Here is an 18,765-nt window from a genome sequence, read left to right on the forward strand (position 1 = left end):
GCCCCTGAGTGCCCGGCCGTGGCAAGGGGGGACCGAAACGTGGCGCAAATCCAGGACAGTATCGGCAGCGAGTCCATCCTGTTGCCGCAGGTCTTTGACGGGGATGCCTGCCTGCCGGACCTGCCGCGCAGTGTCATCCCCTGGCCCGGGGCCGGGACACAACCACAGATCGCCCGCTGTCTGGATCGGGCGCGGGCGCATGGTGGCTGGCGCTGGCCGGACCGGCCCGTCGTCTTCGTTTCTGATCCACATGCGGATGCCGAGGGGTTCCTGCGCTCGCTGACTGCCGCCGGGGTGATCCATCGCGCCGGTGGGCGCATCGGGCTGACAGGCTTCGGCCAGCGGGCGCGGATCGTGCTGGGCGGCGATAGTCTGGACAAGGGGCCGAGCAACCTGGCCCTGCTGGATGCGATTGCCGCCCTGCGCGCCACGCGGGCGGATGTTCATATCCTCGCGGGCAACCATGACCTGCGGATGCGCATGGCCGTGGCCGCCCTGCGCGGGCCTCGGTCCGCCCTGCGCGAACACCTGTTCGTTCGCATGGGCCGCAAGATCCTGCCCGCCCTGCGCGAGGTGCTGGAACGGTTCGTCACCAAGGCCGACCTGGATGCCCTGCCGGACGAGGCCGCCTGCAAGGCCCGGCTCTTGCCGCGTGCGGACTGGGCGGCGCGGTTCGAAAGCGCGGCCCGTGCCGAGCTGCGCCCCAAGGTCATCGCCAAGGAGACCGCCAAGCTGGGCGCCAAGCTGGAGAAATTCGATGCGGAATGCGCGCGGTCGGGGATGACCTGCCGCGAGATCCTGGCCGCGGCGCTGAAATGTCACCAGGTCTTTTTTGAACCGGGAGGCGCCTATGCCTGGTTCTATGACGGCATGGACGTGGTGGCGCGCAGCGGGTCCTTGCTGTTCGTGCATGCGGGCCTTTGCGACAGCATGTGCGATGTGCTGGTAAACGAGGGGCCGGAGGCGGTCAACGCGCGCTATCGCGCGGCGGCAGAGGATGCCTCTCTGGGGTTCTATTTCGGCCCGCTGGCGAACCTTGTGCGGACGAAATACCGCGCCTCGGACTGTGCGCTGACGGATCGCGGGGTTGGGGCGCTGCACCGCGCGGGCATTCACATGGTCGTCCAGGGACATGTCAACAACCACGCCGGCCAGCGCCTGCTGGCCAAGCGCGGGCTGTTGCACCTCGAAGGCGACATCACGCTGGACCGGGCCTCTCGCGCGCTGGAGGGGCTGGAAGGCATCGGCGCGGGCGCGACCTTGATCTTTCCCTCCGGAGATGTGATCGGGCTGAGCCGTGACTATCCGTCGGCAAAGCACTTTGCCCCGGAACGCATGAGCTGAGACAGCGAAAGGGTCGGCATGAGCGACGAAAAAGGCCGTTTCTCGCATGAATCCCTGCAGGATACGAAGACGATCAAGACCCTTCTGACCGCGCTGGCCAAGGGGTTTTCCAAGGGCGAGATGACGCTGGGCGACGAGGACGACGAACTGATCCTGAAGACCGCCGGGTTGATGAATGTCCGCATCAAGGGCGAACGCCAGGACGGCCAGTGCGAGGTCAGCCTGCGGGTGACCTGGGCCGATCCGGCTGAACCCGCGACGCGCAAGGAAAAGCCCCGGATCGACAGCTGAGGCCCCCGCACAGCCGGGACGTCGGTCATTCACCTTGAATGGACAGGGGACCTCGTGAAGGATGGCGTCGGAGGTGCGACGCCGTCGCCAAGGGCGCGCGCGAGGGGAGGAACGACAGGTGACCACAGTGCTCGGCGCGATTGCCGATGATTTTACCGGTGCGACGGACCTGGCCGGGTTGCTGGCGCGATCCGGTGTCCGGGTGTCGCTGCGCATGGGCGTGCCGGAGGGGCCGCCTGCCGATCCGGCGCCCTTCGAGGTGATCGCGCTCAAGATTCGGACCGCGCCGGTTGATGACGCCGTGGCCGAGGCGCGTGCCGCGCTGGACTGGCTGCGGCGGGCCGGGGCAGAGCGGTTCTTCTGGAAATACTGCTCGACCTTCGATTCCACGCCCGAGGGCAATATCGGCCCGGTGGCCGAGGCGCTGATGCGGGACCTTGGCGCGGAACAGACCATCTATTGCCCGGCTTTTCCCGAAAACGGCCGGTCGATCTTCATGGGCACTCTCTTTGTCGGGGAACAGCCGCTGGGCGAAAGCCCGATGAAGGATCATCCGCTGACACCGATGCGGGATTCGAACCTGATGCGCCTGCTGGCGCCGCAGGTCACGCAGCCGGTAGGGCTGGCCAACCGGCTGACCGTCGCGCGCGGTGCCAGGGCGCTGACCGCGCGGCTGGCAGAGTTGCGGGCCGAGGGCGTGGCGCATGTGGTCGTGGACGCGGTGGCGAACGAGGATCTGCAGATCATCGCCGAGGCCTGCCGCGACATGCCGCTGATGACCGGCGGCAGCGCCGTGGCCATGCCCTTGCCCGGTCTCTGGCAGGCTGACGGGCTGCTGTCACAGGCAGAGGCGGAGTCACCGCCCGAGGTCGGTCCGGGGGCGGTGGTCCTGTCGGGCAGTTGTTCGGCGATGACCAACGCGCAGGTGGCCGCCTATCGCGCAACGGGCGCCCCCGCTTTGCAGCTGGATCCGCTGGAACTGGCGGACCGTGGCGCGGCGCCTGCGATTGACTGGCTGCGTGAGGTGCCCGCCGAGGCCGCGCCGCTGATCTATGCCACTGCCGATCCGGCCTCTGTCAGGGCCACCCAGGAACGGCTGGGCGCCGCCCGTGCGGGCGCGATCGTCGAAGAGGCGTTGGCGGCTTGCGCCATCGCCGCGCGCGACATGGGGCGGCGCCGGTTTGTCGTCGCGGGCGGAGAGAGCTCCGGCGCGGTGACGCAGGCGCTGGGCGTCACCCGGCTGGACGTGGGCCGGGAGATCGCGCCGGGCGTGCCCTGGTGTTTTGCCGAAAGCGGGGGCAAGCGCATCGCGCTGACGTTGAAATCGGGCAATTTCGGCGCCGAGAGCTTTTTCACCGACGCGCTGGACATGCTGGACCGATGACCGAGGAAACCCGCCTCCGAGAGCAGATCTGCACGCTGGCAAAGTCGATGTTCGACCGGGGGCTGACCGGCGGATCGACGGGCAACATATCGTCGCGTACGCCGGACGGGGGGCTGCTGGTCTCGCCCACCGGAACCAGTTTCGGGCGTCTGGACCCGGCGCGGCTCAGCCGGTTCGACGCCGAGGGGCGTCATGTGGATGGCGACCGTCCGACCAAGGAAATGCCCCTGCATTCGGCCTTTTACGACACGCGCAGCCAGGCCGGGGCGGTGGTGCACCTGCATTCCTGTCACGCGGTCGCCCTGTCCATGATGCCGGATGTGGACGCGGAGGATTTCCTGCCGCCGCTCACGCCCTACGGGATCATGCAGCTTGGCCGGGTCAGGCTGCTGCCCTTCTTTCGCCCCGGCGACCCGGCGATGGGTGAAGCGGTGCGCGGGCTGGCGGGCAAACGCTCGGCGGTCATGCTGGCGAACCACGGACCGGTGGTGGCGGGAAAGGATGTCGAGGCCGCCTGCAACGCCATCGAGGAATTGGAGGCCACCGCGCGGCTGGCGATGCTGACGCGGGGCCTGTCGCCGCGCGCGCTGTCAGAGGCGCAGGTGCAAGACGTCGTCACGCATTTCAACATCGAGTGGGACACATGAAGTTCTCGGCAAACCTGGGTTTTCTCTGGACGGACCTGACCTTGCCGGACGCGATCCGGGCGGCAGGGGCGGCGGGGTTCGACGCGGTCGAATGCCACTGGCCCTATGATGTGCCGCCGGCGGATGTTCGCGCCGCGCTGGAGGAAACCGGGCTGGAGATGCTGGGCCTGAACGCCCGGCGCGGCAACGTGGCGGCGGGGGACAACGGGCTGACCGCGATCCCGGGCCGCGAGGACGAGGCGCGCGCCGCCATCGACGAGGCGCTGGCCTATGCGCGCGCGATCGGAACACTGTCGGTGCATGTCATGTCGGGCTTTTCCGGTGGCCCAAGGGCGCAAGCGACCTATTGCGAAAACCTGGCCTATGCCTGCGATGCGGCGGCGGCCGAGGGGATCACCATCCTGATCGAGCCGATCAACCACTACGATGCGCCGGGCTATTTCCTGTCGACCTCGGCGCAGGCCGCTGCCATCATCCGCGAGGTCGGGAGGCCCAACCTCAAGATGATGTTCGACTGCTACCACGTCCAGATCATGGAGGGGGATGTCTGTCGGCGGCTGGAGGCGCTGCTGCCGCTGGTCGGTCATATCCAGATCGCCGCCGTTCCCGACCGGGGGCCGCCGGATCATGGAGAGCTTGACTATGATCACGTGCTGGATCGGATCGGGCAACTGGGATGGACCCGGCCCATCGGGGCCGAATACCGGCCCCAGGGACCGACGGATGACAGCCTGGGCTGGATGGCCCGGTATCGCGGGTGACAGGGGCCGCTGGCCGGGGAGGGGATGAGATGACAGAGACAATCGCCATCATCGGCGCGGGCCTGATCGGGCGGTCATGGAGCGTGCTGTTCGCGCGCGCCGGATACGACGTGCAGGTCTGGGATGTCGATCCCGCCGTGCTTGAACGATTTCCGCGGGACCTTGCGACGTTCTGTGACACGCTGCAGGCCGAGGAGCTGCTGGAAGACCGGGCGGGGACACTGGCCCGCGTCCGCACTTGCCCGACGCTGGAAGAGGCGGTTTCGGGCGTCAGTTTCGTGCAGGAAAACGGGCCGGAGCGGATCGAGGTCAAAGAGGCGCTCTTTGCCCGGCTGGACGCGGCCGCGCCGCCGGAGGCGGTCCTGGCCTCGTCGACCTCTGCCATCGTGCCGTCACGCTTTACCGAGGGGTTGAACCACCGGGGGCGTTGTCTGGTGGGCCATCCGGTGAACCCGCCGCACCTGGTGCCGGTGGTCGAATTGTGCCCCGCCCCCTGGACCACGGCAGAGACGATGGACCGGGCCGAGGCGATCTACACGCGGATCGGCCAGGTGCCCGTCCGGATGAGCGCGGAACGCGACGGCTTTGTGCTGAACCGCCTGCAAGGGGCGCTCCTCGCCGAGGCGCTGCGCCTGCTGGGGGAAGGTGTGGTCAGCGTCGAGGGGCTGGACGCCACGATCAAGCACGGGCTGGGCCTGCGCTGGGCGCTGATGGGACCGGTCGAGACCATCGACCTGAACGCCCCGGGCGGTCTGATCGACTATGCGACGCGCTATGGCCCCTTTTTCGCCGCGCTGGCAGAGACACCGCCGGGGCCAGAGGTGTTTTCGGTCGAGACCGCCGAAAAGATCGCCGCAACCTGGCCGCAGGACCGCAGCCCCGACAGCATCCGCGCGCGGCAGGACCGCCGCGACCGCCGCCTGGCCGGCCTGCGCCGTCACCTGATGTCCGACACCGACTGATCCAAGGAGATCCTCATGGCCAAACCCCGCAAGGTGATCGTCACCTGTGCCGTCACCGGCGCCATTCACACGCCGTCCATGTCGGAACACCTTCCGGTCACGTCTTCCGAAATCGCCGAGGCCGCCATTGGCGCGGCCAAGGCCGGTGCCGCCATCGTCCACCTGCACGCCCGCGACCCGCAGGATGGGCGCCCGGACCAGACGCCAGAGGCCTTCACGCCCTTCCTGGGCGTCATCAAGCAGGCCTCCGACTGCGTCGTGAACATCACCACCGGCGGCGCGCCCACAATGAGCGTGCAGGAGCGCGTGCGCCCAGCGGAAACCCATCGCCCCGAGGTCGCCTCGTTGAACATGGGCAGCATGAATTTCGGCCTCTTCCCCATGCTGAAACGCTTTCCGGATCTCTCCCACCAGTGGGAGCGCGACTACGTCGGCAACAAGGACATCATTTTCAACAACAGTTACGACCAGATCGAATACATCCTGACCACGCTGGGCGCCTCGGGCACGCGGTTCGAGTTCGAGTGTTACGATACCTCGCACCTGTATAACCTGCGGTATTTCCTGGACGAGGGGCTGGTGAAACCGCCGCTGTTCATCCAGACGGTGTTCGGCCTGATGGGGGGCATCGGTGCGCATCCCGAGGACGTGCAGCACATGAAACGCACCGCCGACCGGCTGTTCGGTGATCAATACCGCTGGTCGGTGCTGGGCGCGGGCAAGAACCAGTTGCCGATTGCCGCGATGGCCGCGGCGATGGGGGGCAATATCCGCGTGGGGCTGGAGGATTCGCTCTGGCTTGGCCCCGGGGTGCTGGCGAAGACCAACGCCGAGCAGGTCGGCAAGGCGCGCCAGATCGTCGAGGGACTGGGCCTGGACCTGGCCAGCCCGGACGAGGCGCGCGAGATGCTGGCCCTGAAAGGGGCCGACAAGGTGGGGTTCTGAAGGCGCGCCCGCCGCTTGGAGCGCCGGGGAAATGGCACTAGGCTGGTTTCGCCGGGACGGCGTGAGGGAAATGGAATGACCAAGGCACATGCGGTGATCATCGGCGCGGGCGAGGGGCTGTCGGCGGCACTGGCGCGGGAACTGGCGCGGGATCACGCGCTGACGCTGGCCGCCCGTGGCGGCGAGAAAATGCGCGCCGTGGCCGAAGAGACCGGCGCCCGCCGCGTCCTGCTGGACGCCACGGACGAACATGACGTCGCGCGGCTGTTCGACGATCTGCCGGCGGTGCCCCGGGTCGTGATCTACAACCCCTCTGCCCGGGTGCGCGGCCCGGTGGCGGAATTGGACGCCGACGAGGTGCGCGCGGCGGTCGAGGTGACGGCCATCGGTGCCTTCCTGACCGGCAAACACGCGGCGCGCCGGATGCTGGGGGCCGACCCGGTGGCAGGCACGCGTGGCACGATCCTCTTCACCGGCGCCTCGGCGGGGGTAAAGGGGTTTCCCAATTCGGCGCCATTCGCGATGGGCAAGTTCGCCCAGCGGGGCCTGGCCGAAAGCATGGCGCGCGAGCTGCATCCGCAGGGCATCCATGTCGCCTGGGTCAACATCGACGGCGCGATCCTGAACCCAGGCCGCAGCGAGCCGGACGAGGCGCCTTCGTCCATGCTGCGCCCCGAGGCGATCGCCCGCAGCTATCGCCACCTGATCGAACAGGACCGCAGCGCCTGGTCGCATGAACTGAGCCTGCGTCCCTGGGTCGAACGGTTCTGAAAGGGCCATGACGCGCGTCCTGATCCTGTCCAGCTGGGTCGCGCATGGCCATGTGGGCCTGTCGGCGGCGGTGCCCGCACTTCAGGCGCTGGGCCACGAGGTCACGCAATTGCCGACCACGGTCCTGTCCAATCATCCGGGCTGGCCACATGCGGCCGGGGCGCCTGTGCCGGTCGACCAGATCCGGGGCATGATCGAGGCGCTGGACGCAAACGGCTGGCTGATGGCGCAGGACGCCTTGCTGCTGGGCTATATGCCTTCGTCCGATCATGTCGCGCTTGCCGCTGATCTTGCGCGGCGGATGCGCGAGGCCGGGGGGCGCGTGGTCGTCGATCCGGTGCTGGGTGACCTGCCCGGCGGGCTCTATGTATCGCAGGAGGTGGCATGTGCGCTGCGCGACGACCTAGTGCCACTGGCCGATGTGCTGACGCCCAACCTGTTCGAACTGGGCTGGCTGACGGGCGCCCGGATGGCGACATTGGCAGAGGCATGCACCGCCGCATCGGGCCTGTTGGACACGGCGGACGAGGTTCTGGTGACATCCGCGCCCGTGGGGCCGGGGACCACCGGGCTGTTGCGGGTTTCACCGGAGGGGACGCAGGTCTTTCCGGTGGCGCTGCGCAGGGGCGTGCCGCATGGTGTGGGGGACGTGTTCTCGGCCCTGGTGGCGGGCGGGCTGTCGCCCGGCCAAGCCTTGGGGCATTTGTCGGCCCTGATCGACGCCAGCCTGCACGCGCCGCACCTGCGCATCGCCCCGGCGGCCCCGAACTGGACCCGGGCCGCCGCCCTGACCCCGACGGAGATCTGACCGATGGCCTTTGACTTCATCCTGATGCTGACCGCCAATGACCGCACCATCCCCGACGCCCGCGCGCGACTGGAAGAGGCGCTGGAAGGGGGCGTGCGGCACATCGGTTTCAAGGACATCGGCCTGCCGCTGTCCGAGCTCAAGGGGCTGGCGGCGGCGATCCGCAGCGCCGGGGGACGGTCCTACCTGGAGGTCGTCAGCCTGGATGCGGAAAGCGAGCTGGCCTCGGCCCGGGCGGCGGTGGAAATCGACGTGGACTGCCTGCTGGGCGGAACGCGGGCGCAGGATGTGACCGAGGTCACGCGCAACCATCCGCTGCGCTACTATCCCTTTCCGGGCCGGATCACCGGCCACCCCAGCGTGCTGGAGGGCCGGGCAGAGGAGATCGTGACCTCCGCCCGGCGGCTGGCGGATCATGAGCATGTGCATGGGCTGGACTTGCTGGCCTATCGCTTTGACGGTGACGTCTCGGGGTTGATGACCTCTGTCTGCGCCGCAGTGGGCAAGCCGGTGATCATGGCGGGCAGCATCGACAGCGAAGAGCGCGTGGCCGCCTGTGCGCAGGCCGGCGCGGCGGGGTTCACCGTGGGTACGGCGGCGCTGTCCGGCGTGTTCCCGGCGGAAAGCCAGGGTTTCGCGGCCCAGGTCCGGTCGATCCTGGCGATCACCGCGCGGGCGCGGGCCGTGTCCACGGCGCCGCGCCGGCTGGCACTGGTGGCGCATGACACGCGCAAGGCGCAGCTGCGCGCCTGGGTGCTGCGACACCGGGCGGCGCTGTCGGGGCACCGGCTGATCTGTACCGGCGGGACGGGCCGGATGCTGCATGAACTGGCACCCGAACTGGACATCCGTCGCCTGCAGCGCGGCGACCGGGGGGGTGATCAGCAACTGGGCGCCCTGGTGGCGACCGGAGAGCTGGACGCGGCGATCTTTTTCGCCGATCCGACGGTGCCGCATGGCGGGGACGCCGACCTGCAGGCGCTGACCCGGCTGGCGATGCTGCATGACGTGCCGCTGGCGCTCAGCACCTCGGCGGCGGACATGCTGGCCGCCGCATTGCTGTCGGCGGCCCGAGAGCCCTTACAACTGTAATCAATCTCCCGGAGGCGTAGACACTTCGTTTCCGTTTCGGCGCCAATCTGACCTTGCGTTCTTCCCGAGGCAGAGGCGATCATGCCCATCCTTCCCATGCCCCTCGCCAGTGCCGGCGAGGCTGCGACTGCTTGGCTGTTCGGCGGCAACATCCTTGCGCCCCGCGCGCCCATGACCGGCCCGGGCAGCTATGCCGAGGCGGTCGAGGCACTGGGCGTCACCGGCCTGCGCTATCCCGGCGGGTCACTGACCGAAAGCTACTTCGACCTCTCCGATCCCGATGCGACCACGGTCGTGCACAATGAGACCGGCGAACGGCAGGCGTTCATGCCGCTCTCGGACGTGATGGCCTATGCAGAGGAGACGGGCAGGGCGGTGACCATCGTGCTGCCCACGCGGGAACAGGTTTCCGCCCGGTTCGACGACAATGGCGACCGCTATGCCGACGTGGACGAGGCGGAACTGCGTGGCTTCGTGCGCGACGTCGTCACCGGGGAATACGGCGACGCCCCGGTGGCGGGCTTCGAGATCGGCAATGAATATTGGGGTTCGGGCCGGATGAACGCGGTGGAATACGGCCGCGTCGCGGCCGAGATGACCCGCATCATCGACGCCGAGCTGCAGGCGCTGGCGCCGCTGTATCCCGACGCGGCAGAGATCGACATCCTGGTACAGATGGGCACGAACTTCGGGGAATCCTCATTGGACGAGGCCTATGACGGCATGTCCAACCTCGAGATTATCGCCGATCTGAACGCCACCTACGGGCTGGACCTGCCGCCGGGGCGTGGCGTCGACTGGACCGAGTTCAACAACCTGCTGGTGATCGAGCAATTCGATCCGCAGGAGCTGGCGGCGGTGGACGGGGTGATCGCGCATGTCTATTCGCGCGGCGCCGACATGCCGCATACCCGCTATTTCGCGCTGGACCAGATCCAGGACACCTGGTTCGAGGAAAACCCCGACCTGGAAATCCACGTGACCGAGTGGAACCTGCGCTCGAACTCGGACAGCCTGATCGATGACCGGGATTATGGGCTGTTCCAGGCGCAGGAAATGCTGGAGCAGGTCGAGGCCTTCCTGTCCGCAGGCGTGGATGCGGCGCAGGTCTGGCCGCTGATCCAGAACACGCCCTCGGCGCTGGGCCTGGGACAGGCGTGGTCCGGCAGCACCCCGCCGGGAGAGATGTTCGCCCTGATGTCGGCCAACATCCCCGGCATGACCATGCTGGATTTCGCGCCCTCCGATCCGCGGGAAACTGAATTCGAAGGCGCGGGGCTGGAGGTGCATGGTTTTGCCGACGGATCGGACATGCTGCTTTACATCATGGCGCCGCAGGGCGGTGGTTTCGTCCAGAGCAGCGTCGACCTGAGCGGGCTTGTCGCGGATGTGGGCAGGGTAGAGGCGGTGGTTCTTGGCGTGGCGCCGGGACAGGCGCCGGGCGACAATGCCTCGGATGCGGTTCTTGAACGGATGGAGCCGGAAGATGTCTGGGACGAGGGCGAGGTGGATGTCCTTCTGGCAGAGGGGGAAATCCTTCAGGTTCGCCTGATCGACGTGACCCCAACGGCGGGTTTTGCCCCGATCTTCGCCAGCACCGCTCCGGGGGCGGGGGACATCGAGGACGTGTTGCTGGACGAAGAGGAGATCGAGGTCGGTAACAGCGCGACCGATCTGCCCGACCCGGCCGGGCGGTCTTCCGCGCCTGCGCCGGCGGAAGCCCCGGCGCCAGAAGCACCGGAGGAACTGTCCCTGGTCCTGGGGTTTTCCGAGTCCGCACGCGAGCCCCAGCCGGAGGTGCCCGACACGACGCAGGATTGGGGGGCAGTCTTGCCCCGGTTCGAGCCGTCCAGAGATCAGGGGGCGATGCCCGACGATACGCCAGAGGTGCCGGTTCCCTCCTGGGGTGTCGGGTTTCCGGCCCGTCCCGCCGCTGCGGGGCCTGATACGGGGCGGGCCGAGGTGGACCAGCTGTTTGCAGGTGTGCCGGAGCGGTTCCTGTCCCCGGAGCGCGGCGATGGCGCGGATGGTCCAAGTGGCCATGCGGGGCCGACCGCGGCCGATCCCGGCGAAGCGGCCCAGGAATTGCTACGCCTCATGGGCTTTGCCCCCTCCGGCGGTGATACCGGCGGACCGGACCCGTTGGGCGACGGGCTGTTCCCGGATCTGCCCGACCCGGAAGACCCGCCTGAGGATCATGGCGGACCGGCGGACGACATGGGGCTTGGCTGGGCCTTGTCGGTCATGCCGCTGCTGGCGGCGGCCGGATTGGGCTGAACCGGGCGCTCAGATCGGCTCGATCAGTTCTGGCCCGCTGGCGCGGTTCGAATTCACCGTCGTGCCGACCCGGTAGAACGCCAGCGCGTCCTCTGGCGCGGGCTGCATCAGGGTGGCCGCGCCATGCCCCTCTTCGCCCAGCCACTTGGCCCAATCCTGCGGATCCAGCACCACGGGCATCCGGTGATGAATCCGTGACATGGCCGTGTTGGCGCTGCAGGTGACAACGGCGCAGGTCCGATAGGCCAACCCGTCGCGTTCCCAGTCCTGCCAGACACCGGCAAAGACCAGCGGGCCATCGTCAGCGGGGCGGATGTACCAGGGCAGACGGTTGCCCTCGGCGTCCTTGGTCCATTCGTAGAAGCCGGTGCAGGGGATCAGGCAGCGGCGCTCGCGGCAGGCCGCCTTGAAGGCGGGTTTCTCGGCAATCGTCTCGGCCCGGGCGTTGATCAGCAGCGGGCCGCCGTTTGGCGCCTTGTACCAATGCGGCAGGAACCCCCAGCGCATCGAGACCAGCCGCCGCCCGGCATCCTCCATCACCACGTGAATGTCGTTGGTCGGGCAGACGTTGTAGTTGGGCACATCGGGCAGGTCGTTGGCAGGCACCGCGTCGAACAGCTGTGCCATCGCGTCCGGGGGCAGGGTGACCGCGAACCGCCCGCACATGGCCTAGAGCCCGAAGCGCGAATAATGCAGCAGTCCCCAGGCGGTCAGCTCTCGTTCCAGCCGGCCCCAGAGGTCGGCAAAGCGCAGCGGGTCGAGCTTTGAAACCTGCTGGATCTGGGCGATGCTGCGGCGGTTGTCGATGGCGGCCATGAGCGGCGCGCATTCACGGGGCAGGCGGATCTGCACGTCCGCCTCCTTCAGCGTGATCGGCAGCGGGCGGCCCTGGGCAATCGCCTGCGCCGGGCGGCGCATGTCGCTGGTGGGGGAACGGGGGATCAGGCTCTGGCGTGAGCCGCGGGCGATGGGGCGGTCCTCATCCGCGGGAACGAGGTAGCCCAGGTGTTTCTTCATGGTGCCGCGCAGTTTCTCGGCCAGGGCCATCGCGGTCGCGTCGTCCATGCCCTTGGGGCGCTCGGTGATGCGGGCCAGGTCATACAGCCCGGGTTGCAGCAGCGCCTGCAGTTTCCAGCCGGTGGTGTCCAGGGTCCGCATCAGGCGGGGAACGTCGAAAGGCGTGTCCTGCCCGTGTAGCAGCAGGTCGTAAAAGCCCGCGTCGCTTTGTTCGTGGTCGGTGACGTTGTTGTTGGCGGCAAAGGGGTGCCCCTTGTGCAGCCCGGCCACGATCTTTTTCGCCTTTGCCAGACGTGCCTGCGGGGCCATGCCGTCGAAAAGCGCGCCAAAGGCCTCTTGCAGCTGGTAGATGCCTGAGCGGCCATAGGGGGCATAGACCATGAACCCCATCCCGCCCCCCGGCGCCACGGCAGCCCGCAACGCGGCAAAACCTGCGTCGGGGTCAGGCAGGTGGTGCAGCACGCCGCAGCAGTCGATGTAGTCGAACTGGCCCAGCTCGGCCGCGTCCAGCAGGCTGTCGGTGACGAAGGTGATGCCGGTCAGTCCGCGCGCCTTGGCCCGTGCCTCGGCGATCTCGCGCGATGCTGTGGAAAGGTCGACATAGGTGATCTCGTAGGGCGCGCGGGCGCTGGTCATCATCTGGGCGATCTGGATCAGCGCATCGCCGGTGCCGCCCCCGGCCACCAGCACGCGAAGAGGCTGCGACCAGTCCCGCTGGCCGCCGAAAAGATAGTGGTCGATTTCAAGCGGGTGCGAGGGTGAACCGGTGATCAGCCGCTTTTTTTCATCCTCCGGGCGCCTTTCCGGGTAGGGATAGCTTTCGTACTGTTCCTTGACCGATACCATGCGCGCCTCCGTGACCTCGGGACAAGGGTTTGCCCAAAAGGCGCGCGGGGAACAAGCCCGGATATGCCGGGGCGTATAGCGGCGGAACCTGCCTCAGCCGCGCCGCCGGGCGATTTCCAGCCGGGTTTCCAGCAGCGCGATTTCGCGGATCAGCAGGGCCCGCGCGTCACGGTCGGCGGTGTCGCGCAATGTCTCGCGCAGCTGGGCCAGGTCGCGGGTCAGCGAGACCGCCTCCGGCACCGCGCCGTTTTCCTTGAGGATACGGGTCATCACCGCGCCGTCGGGATCGTCGCAGCGGGGCAGAGGGCGCCCCGCGCCTTCGAGGTTGTCAAACGCGCCGTCGCGTTCCGCCGCGGCGATGCGGGAATTGATGAGGTCGATCAGCGGGTGGTCCATGTGAGGATGATACCCCCAAACGGAGGTCCGGCAAAGTGGCAGGGGCCGGCAGGGCGCCGGATTATCGCGGCAATTCTAACCATCCGTTAACCATTGTCCCGGAACGCGGCGTCATCGAGGAACTGCCGCTGCGTCGGTGACTCTTGCGCGGGGCGTGAAAGCCTCACACACTGTGCGGCAACGAAAACGCTTTGGGGAGGAGTGGCGGAGATGACCTATGCGGGCGTGGAGGATCGCAACGCAATCGAGGCGGAGATGCCCTGGGCGGACCGGGATATTCCGCCGACGCTCTGGGGGCAGCTGTCGCGCACGGCCGACCGTTTCCCGTCGCGGCCCGCGGTCAGCTACCAGCTGCTGTCCGGCCCGCAGGACAAGGCGGAAACGCTGAGTTGGTCGCAGCTGCGCGACCAGACGGCCCAGGCCGCCAACCTCTTCCGCAGCTTGGGCGTGGGCGAAAACGATGTGGTCGCCTACGTGCTGCCGAACTGCAACGAGACCATCTCGACCCTGCTGGGTGGCGCCGTTGCGGGGATTGTGAACCCGATCAATCCGCTGCTGGAGGCTGAACAGATCGCCGCCATCCTGCGGGAAACCGATGCCAAGGTGGTGGTCACGCTCAAGGCCTTTCCAAAGACCGACATCGCCCAGAAGATGGCCGAGGCCGTGCGCAACGCGCCGCATGTGCACACGGTGCTTGAGGTCGATTTGAACCGCTACCTGACCCCGCCCAAAAGCTGGATCGTCCCGCTGGTGCGGCCCAAGAACCCGGGCAATCATCACGCCGACGTCAAGGATTTCCGCAAGGAAATGGCCAAGCAGCCCAGGACGCTGAACTTTGCCGACAGCGCGGGTGACCGGGTCGCGGCCTATTTCCATACCGGCGGCACCACGGGCATGCCCAAGGTGGCGCAGCACACCTACGAGGGGATGCTGTACAACGGCTGGCTGGGGGACAGGCTGCTGTTCACCGAGGAAGACAGCGTGATGTGCCCGCTGCCCCTGTTCCACGTCTTTGCCTGCCACGTGATCCTGATGGCGATGGTCTTTTCCGGCGCGCATGTGGTGTTCCCGACGCCTGCGGGCTATCGCGGCGACGGCGTGATGGACAATTTCTGGAAGCTCTGCGAGCGCTGGAAGACGACCTTTGTCATCACAGTGCCCACCGCCGTTTCGGCGCTGATGCAGCGCAAGGTGGATGCCGACATCACCAGCATCAAGACCGCCTTTTCCGGGTCTGCCCCGATGCCGATGGAGCTGTTCAAGCGGTTCGAAAGCGCCTGTGGCGTCACGGTCTGCGAGGGGTACGGCCTGACCGAGGCCACCTGCCTCGTGGCGGTGAACCCGCCCGACGGGGCCAAGAAGGTGGGATCGGTCGGGATTCCCTTTCCCTATACGGATGTGCGGATCATCAAGGTGGCGCATGGCGAACCGGTGGAATGCGGCGTCGACGAGATCGGAGAGATCTGCGTGTCCAACCCCGGCGTCTACGCCGGCAAGACCTATACCGAAGAGCCCAAGAACGTCGACCTGTTCCATTATGGCACCCATCTGCGCACCGGCGACCTGGGCCGCATGGATGCCGATGGCTACCTGTGGATCACCGGGCGGGCCAAGGACCTGATCATTCGCGGCGGCCACAACATCGACCCGGCCGAGATCGAAGAGGCGCTGCTGGCGCATCCGGCGGTGGCCTTTGCGGGCGCCATCGGCCAGCCGGACTCGCATTCCGGCGAGCTGCCCTGTGCCTTTGTCGAACTGGTGGACGGGGCCAAGGTGACGGAGGCGGAATTGCTGGAACACGCGCGGGTGCATGTGCATGAACGCGCCGCCCATCCCAAGCACATGACGATCCTGCCGGAACTGCCCAAGACCGCCGTGGGCAAGGTGTTCAAACCCGACCTGCGCAAACACGCGATCACGCGGGTCTACAACGGCGCGCTGGAAGAGGCGGGCTGTGCTGCGCGCGTCGTCTCGGTGATCGACGACAAGAGCCGCGGTCTGGTGGCGCAGGTCGACCCCAATGGCGCCGACGAGGCGCAGATCGGCGAGGTTCTGGGCGGGTTCACCCGGCCCTGGGAAAAGGCCGGACAGGGCACGGCAGCCGCTGTCTGACCGTCAGGCGGTGTGGGTCACGACGGGGTCGATCGGCGTGCGGCTGACCCCGGTGGCCTGCTCTAGCCGCCGGGCGATCTGCAAAAGCCGCGCCTCGCCCCGGGGCGGGCCGATCAGTTGCAGGCCCACCGGCAACCCGCGCGCATCGCGGCCCACGGGCAGCGACAGCGCGGGCAACCCGCAAAGCGTGGCGAGGAAGGCAAAACGCAGCCAGTCGAGGTAATCGGTGCTGGCGATGCCTGCGATCTCTGGCGGATACTCGATCTCGACCGGAAGCGGCCCTATGCCGGTCACCGGGCAGGCCAGAACGTCGACCCGTTCCAGGTACTGGCGCATCGTCTCGTACAGGCGCGCGCGGGCAAGGTTGGCATCTGCGATCTGATCCACCGTCAGCTTGCCGCCCTGGGCGATGTTCGCCTGCAGGGTGGGTTTATAGCGCGAGGTGATCGCCTCGGGCGTGGCGCGAAAGCCGGTCCACATGCCAAGCGCGCGAAAGGTGCGGAAGGTGCTGTCGATCCCCGGCAGGTCGGGCGTGTCCTCCACGACATCGACATCGGGCGCCTGCACCCTGGCAAGCGCGGCGGAAAGGATCTGCGCCATCTCCGGTTCGACCGGGGCCAGTCCGCCAAGATCGGGCGCAAAGCCGATGCGGACCGGGCTGGGATCGCGGCGGCAGCTGTCCAGGTAGCCCCCGGCGGCGGGCGGGAAGGAAATTGGCGAAACCGGGTCAAAGCCGCTCATGGCATCAAGGAACAGCGCGCAATCCTCGACCGTGCGGGCCATCGGCCCCTCGACGCCGAAAGGGTTGAACCCGTCGCCGCCCGGGCTGGCGACGATGCCGGGGGAGGGGCGCAGGCCGACGACACCGCAAAAGCTGGCGGGTGTGCGCAGGCTGCCGCCCAGGTCGGACCCCTGGCTGAGCCAGACCTCGCCAGCCGCCAGTCCGGCGGCGGCCCCGCCCGAGGAGCCGCCTGCGTTCATCGTCGTGTTCCAGGGGTTCCGGGTGGCGCCGAAGACCGGGTTGAAGGTATTGGCACCGGCGCCCATCTCGGGCGTGTTCGTCTTGCCGACCACAACGGCGCCGCGGGATTCCAACCGCGTGACCATCGGGTCCGAGACGTCGGGCACGAAATCCGCAAGGCCGGGCGTGCCATAGGTGGTGCGCACCTCGGCGACCGGTGTCAGATCCTTGATTCCGATGGGCAGGCCAGCCAGCAGGCTGGTCGTCGAGGCCTTGCCCACGGCGTCGCGGGCGCGGTCGGGGCAGGGTGTCACCAGGGCATTGATGACCGGGGAAGTCTGTTCGATCCGGGCCAGGCTGGCATCCAGCAGCTCGCCCGGGCTGACCTTGCCGCGTTTCAGCAGGTCGACCGCTTCGCAGGCGGTCAGACGGCAGAGGTCGGGGCCGGAAAAGCCGGGATCAGCAGCCGCCATCGGGCTGTGCGCAGAATATGTCGTAGAGTAGCCCGATCACCCGGCTCGTGTTTTCGTTGGCAAGGCTGTAGTAGATCGTCTTGCCGTCACGCCGGGTCTTCACCAGATCTTCCTCGCGCAGCCGCGCCAGCATCTGGCTGACCGCTGCCTGCCGGATGCCCAGCAGCTCTTCCAGCTCACCCACGGATTTCTCGCTCGACCCGAGGTGACAGAGGATCATCAGCCGCCCCTCATGCGCCAGCGTCTTGAGAAAGGCCGCGGCGTGCTGCGCGTTGGTTTGCATTTCCTCCGGCGGAGGCGGCAGTTTTGTCTGGTCTTCCATGTGACTCGCGTCTTGATCAGTTGAGTTAATATAGCCCTCCGTTCGGGAAAGACCAGATCATGATTCGGTCAGGGGCGGCGCGCCACCCTGGAAGGCGTTGCCAAGGGAGTAATCGCAGGGCGCGTCCTGCATCTGCAGGTGCAGATCGCCCCCGGTGTAGGGGTGCGCGCGGGCCAGATCCTCGTCCACTTCGATGCCCAGACCGGGGGCGGTGGGCGCGGGGATGAAACCGTTGTCAAGCGATATCGTGTTCTTGATGAGCGCCGCGTGGAAAGGCGTCTCGATCGTTTCGGCAAGCAACAGGTTGGGGATCGAGACCGCAAGCTGGATGTTGGCCGCCCATTCGATCGGACCGGCATAGAGATGCGGCGCCATTTCCGCGTTGAAACTCTCGGCCATCGCGGCCAGCTTGCGCATCTCCCAGATGCCGCCTGCCCGACCCAGCGCCGGTTGCAGGATCTTTGCCCCGCCGCTGCGCAGAAGCGTGGCGAATTCGGCGCGGGTGGTCAGGCGTTCGCCGGTGGCGACGGGTACGCGCACCGCGCGGGCCACCTCGGCGAATTCAAGCTGGTTGTCCGGCGGCACCGGTTCCTCGAACCAGAGCGGCAGGTAGGGTTCGATCGCCTGTCCCAGGCGGATGGCGCCTGCGGTGGTGAACTGTCCGTGGGTGCCGAACAGCAGGTCGGCCCGGTCGCCCACCGCCTCGCGGATGGCCTTGCAGAAGGCGACGGACATGGCGATGTCGCGCATGCCCGGCTGGTGTCCGCCACGCATCGTGTAGGGGCCGGCAGGATCGAATTTCACCGCCGTATAGCCGCGCTCGACACAGTCGATGGCCGATTCAGCCGCCAGTTCGGGCGAGGTCCAGAAGTCGTCCATCCGGTGCTGCGGAAGCGGGTAGAGATAGGTATAGGCGCGCACCCGTTCGTTCATCATGCCGCCGATCAACGCCCAGACCGGGCGGTTGCGCGCCTTGCCCAGGATGTCCCAGCAGGCGATTTCCAGGCTGGAAAAGGCCCCCATGACCGTCAGGTCCGGGCGCTGGGTAAAGCCAGAGGAATAGGTGCGTCGGAACATGCGTTCGATGTTCTCGGGGTTTTCGCCCTGGAAATAGCGGGCAAAGACATCTTCGATGACGGCGCGCATCGCCTCCGGCCCGACCGAGGCGGCATAGCATTCGCCCCAGCCGGTGATGCCGTCATCGGTGGTCAGCTTGACGAGGATCCAGTAGCGCCCGCCCCAGCCCGGTGCGGGCGGCGCGGTGACGATCACGTCGAGGTCCTGGAGTTTCATGGCCTGTTCCTGTGGCTTGCGGGGGATGGGGGCTCTGCCCCCGTCTCCCTTTGGTCGACTCCC

18 protein-coding genes are annotated in these 18,765 nt (G+C 67.6%); 12 read left to right on the forward strand and 6 right to left on the reverse strand.

Annotation, left to right across the window (positions count from 1 at the left end):
* The first annotated feature begins 39 nt into the window (after positions 1 to 39).
* The 11 genes from PVW46_RS05540 (at position 40) to PVW46_RS05590 (ending at position 11,282) form a co-directional block, all read left to right on the forward strand.
* Entirely contained in the window at positions 40 to 1,344 is a 1,305-nt protein-coding gene (locus PVW46_RS05540) for a metallophosphoesterase (protein WP_083242224.1), read from the forward strand.
* Between the two features lie 18 nt (positions 1,345 to 1,362).
* Positions 1,363 to 1,635, forward strand: a complete 273-nt coding sequence (locus PVW46_RS05545; protein ID WP_069208735.1) for an amphi-Trp domain-containing protein — start codon at positions 1,363 to 1,365, stop codon at positions 1,633 to 1,635.
* Between the two features lie 118 nt (positions 1,636 to 1,753).
* Complete coding sequence (gene otnK / locus PVW46_RS05550) at positions 1,754 to 3,019, forward strand: 3-oxo-tetronate kinase (protein ID WP_069208736.1); 1,266 nt, start codon at positions 1,754 to 1,756, stop codon at positions 3,017 to 3,019.
* Positions 3,016 to 3,666, forward strand: coding sequence for a 3-oxo-tetronate 4-phosphate decarboxylase (otnC, locus tag PVW46_RS05555; protein WP_069208737.1), 651 nt, complete (start codon positions 3,016 to 3,018; stop codon positions 3,664 to 3,666). Before otnK ends, otnC begins: the two co-directional genes overlap by 4 nt.
* Positions 3,663 to 4,427: a hydroxypyruvate isomerase family protein gene (locus PVW46_RS05560; protein WP_069208738.1), complete on the forward strand. Its 765-nt coding sequence runs from the start codon at positions 3,663 to 3,665 to the stop codon at positions 4,425 to 4,427. The genes otnC and PVW46_RS05560 overlap by 4 nt, the downstream gene beginning before the upstream one ends.
* Before the next feature lie 29 nt (positions 4,428 to 4,456).
* Complete coding sequence (locus tag PVW46_RS05565; RefSeq protein ID WP_069208739.1) at positions 4,457 to 5,389, forward strand: 3-hydroxyacyl-CoA dehydrogenase; 933 nt, start codon at positions 4,457 to 4,459, stop codon at positions 5,387 to 5,389.
* A gap of 15 nt (positions 5,390 to 5,404) precedes the next feature.
* A complete protein-coding gene (gene kce / locus PVW46_RS05570; protein WP_069208740.1) occupies positions 5,405 to 6,334 on the forward strand; it encodes a 3,5-dioxohexanoate:acetyl-CoA acetone transferase in 930 nt (309 codons plus the stop codon).
* A gap of 75 nt (positions 6,335 to 6,409) precedes the next feature.
* Complete coding sequence (locus PVW46_RS05575; protein ID WP_069208741.1) at positions 6,410 to 7,105, forward strand: SDR family NAD(P)-dependent oxidoreductase; 696 nt, start codon at positions 6,410 to 6,412, stop codon at positions 7,103 to 7,105.
* 7 nt (positions 7,106 to 7,112) lie between these two features.
* Positions 7,113 to 7,913: a bifunctional hydroxymethylpyrimidine kinase/phosphomethylpyrimidine kinase gene (locus PVW46_RS05580; protein ID WP_069208742.1), complete on the forward strand. Its 801-nt coding sequence runs from the start codon at positions 7,113 to 7,115 to the stop codon at positions 7,911 to 7,913.
* A gap of 3 nt (positions 7,914 to 7,916) precedes the next feature.
* Positions 7,917 to 9,005: a methylglyoxal synthase gene (locus PVW46_RS05585; RefSeq protein ID WP_069208743.1), complete on the forward strand. Its 1,089-nt coding sequence runs from the start codon at positions 7,917 to 7,919 to the stop codon at positions 9,003 to 9,005.
* An 81-nt stretch (positions 9,006 to 9,086) separates the two neighbouring features.
* Positions 9,087 to 11,282: a hypothetical protein gene (locus PVW46_RS05590; RefSeq protein ID WP_069208744.1), complete on the forward strand. Its 2,196-nt coding sequence runs from the start codon at positions 9,087 to 9,089 to the stop codon at positions 11,280 to 11,282.
* Between the two features lie 9 nt (positions 11,283 to 11,291).
* Here the strand turns inward: PVW46_RS05590 and PVW46_RS05595 are convergent, their stop codons facing one another.
* The 3 genes from PVW46_RS05595 to PVW46_RS05605 form a co-directional block, all read right to left on the reverse strand.
* On the reverse strand, positions 11,292 to 11,948 hold the full coding sequence (locus PVW46_RS05595) for an SOS response-associated peptidase (protein ID WP_069208745.1): 657 nt from the start codon (positions 11,946 to 11,948) through the stop codon (positions 11,292 to 11,294).
* A 3-nt stretch (positions 11,949 to 11,951) separates the two neighbouring features.
* Positions 11,952 to 13,145 carry a class I SAM-dependent methyltransferase gene (locus PVW46_RS05600; RefSeq protein ID WP_069208746.1) on the reverse strand — a complete coding sequence of 398 codons (1,194 nt, stop codon included), beginning with the start codon at positions 13,143 to 13,145 and terminating at the stop codon, positions 11,952 to 11,954.
* Positions 13,146 to 13,238: 93 nt separating this feature from the next.
* Complete coding sequence (locus tag PVW46_RS05605) at positions 13,239 to 13,541, reverse strand: DnaJ family domain-containing protein (RefSeq protein ID WP_043141844.1); 303 nt, start codon at positions 13,539 to 13,541, stop codon at positions 13,239 to 13,241.
* 210 nt (positions 13,542 to 13,751) lie between these two features.
* On the opposite strand from PVW46_RS05605, the gene PVW46_RS05610 reads away from it, so the two are divergent.
* On the forward strand, positions 13,752 to 15,653 hold the full coding sequence (locus tag PVW46_RS05610; protein ID WP_069208747.1) for an acyl-CoA synthetase: 1,902 nt from the start codon (positions 13,752 to 13,754) through the stop codon (positions 15,651 to 15,653).
* 3 nt (positions 15,654 to 15,656) lie between these two features.
* Here PVW46_RS05610 and PVW46_RS05615 read toward each other — a convergent pair whose 3' ends face one another.
* From PVW46_RS05615 to PVW46_RS05625, 3 genes are read right to left on the reverse strand one after another with little or no spacing between them, the layout of a single operon-like run.
* Positions 15,657 to 17,087, reverse strand: coding sequence for an amidase (locus tag PVW46_RS05615; protein ID WP_069208748.1), 1,431 nt, complete (start codon positions 17,085 to 17,087; stop codon positions 15,657 to 15,659).
* On the reverse strand, positions 17,074 to 17,409 hold the full coding sequence (locus tag PVW46_RS05620; RefSeq protein ID WP_043141849.1) for an ArsR/SmtB family transcription factor: 336 nt from the start codon (positions 17,407 to 17,409) through the stop codon (positions 17,074 to 17,076). The genes PVW46_RS05615 and PVW46_RS05620 overlap by 14 nt, the downstream gene beginning before the upstream one ends.
* Positions 17,410 to 17,466: 57 nt before the next feature.
* Positions 17,467 to 18,702, reverse strand: coding sequence for a mandelate racemase/muconate lactonizing enzyme family protein (locus tag PVW46_RS05625; protein WP_069208749.1), 1,236 nt, complete (start codon positions 18,700 to 18,702; stop codon positions 17,467 to 17,469).
* Positions 18,703 to 18,765 lie beyond the last annotated feature (63 nt).

The sequence above is a fragment of the Mameliella sp. AT18 genome (assembly GCF_028807275.1).
GTDB lineage: Bacteria > Pseudomonadota > Alphaproteobacteria > Rhodobacterales > Rhodobacteraceae > Antarctobacter > Antarctobacter albus.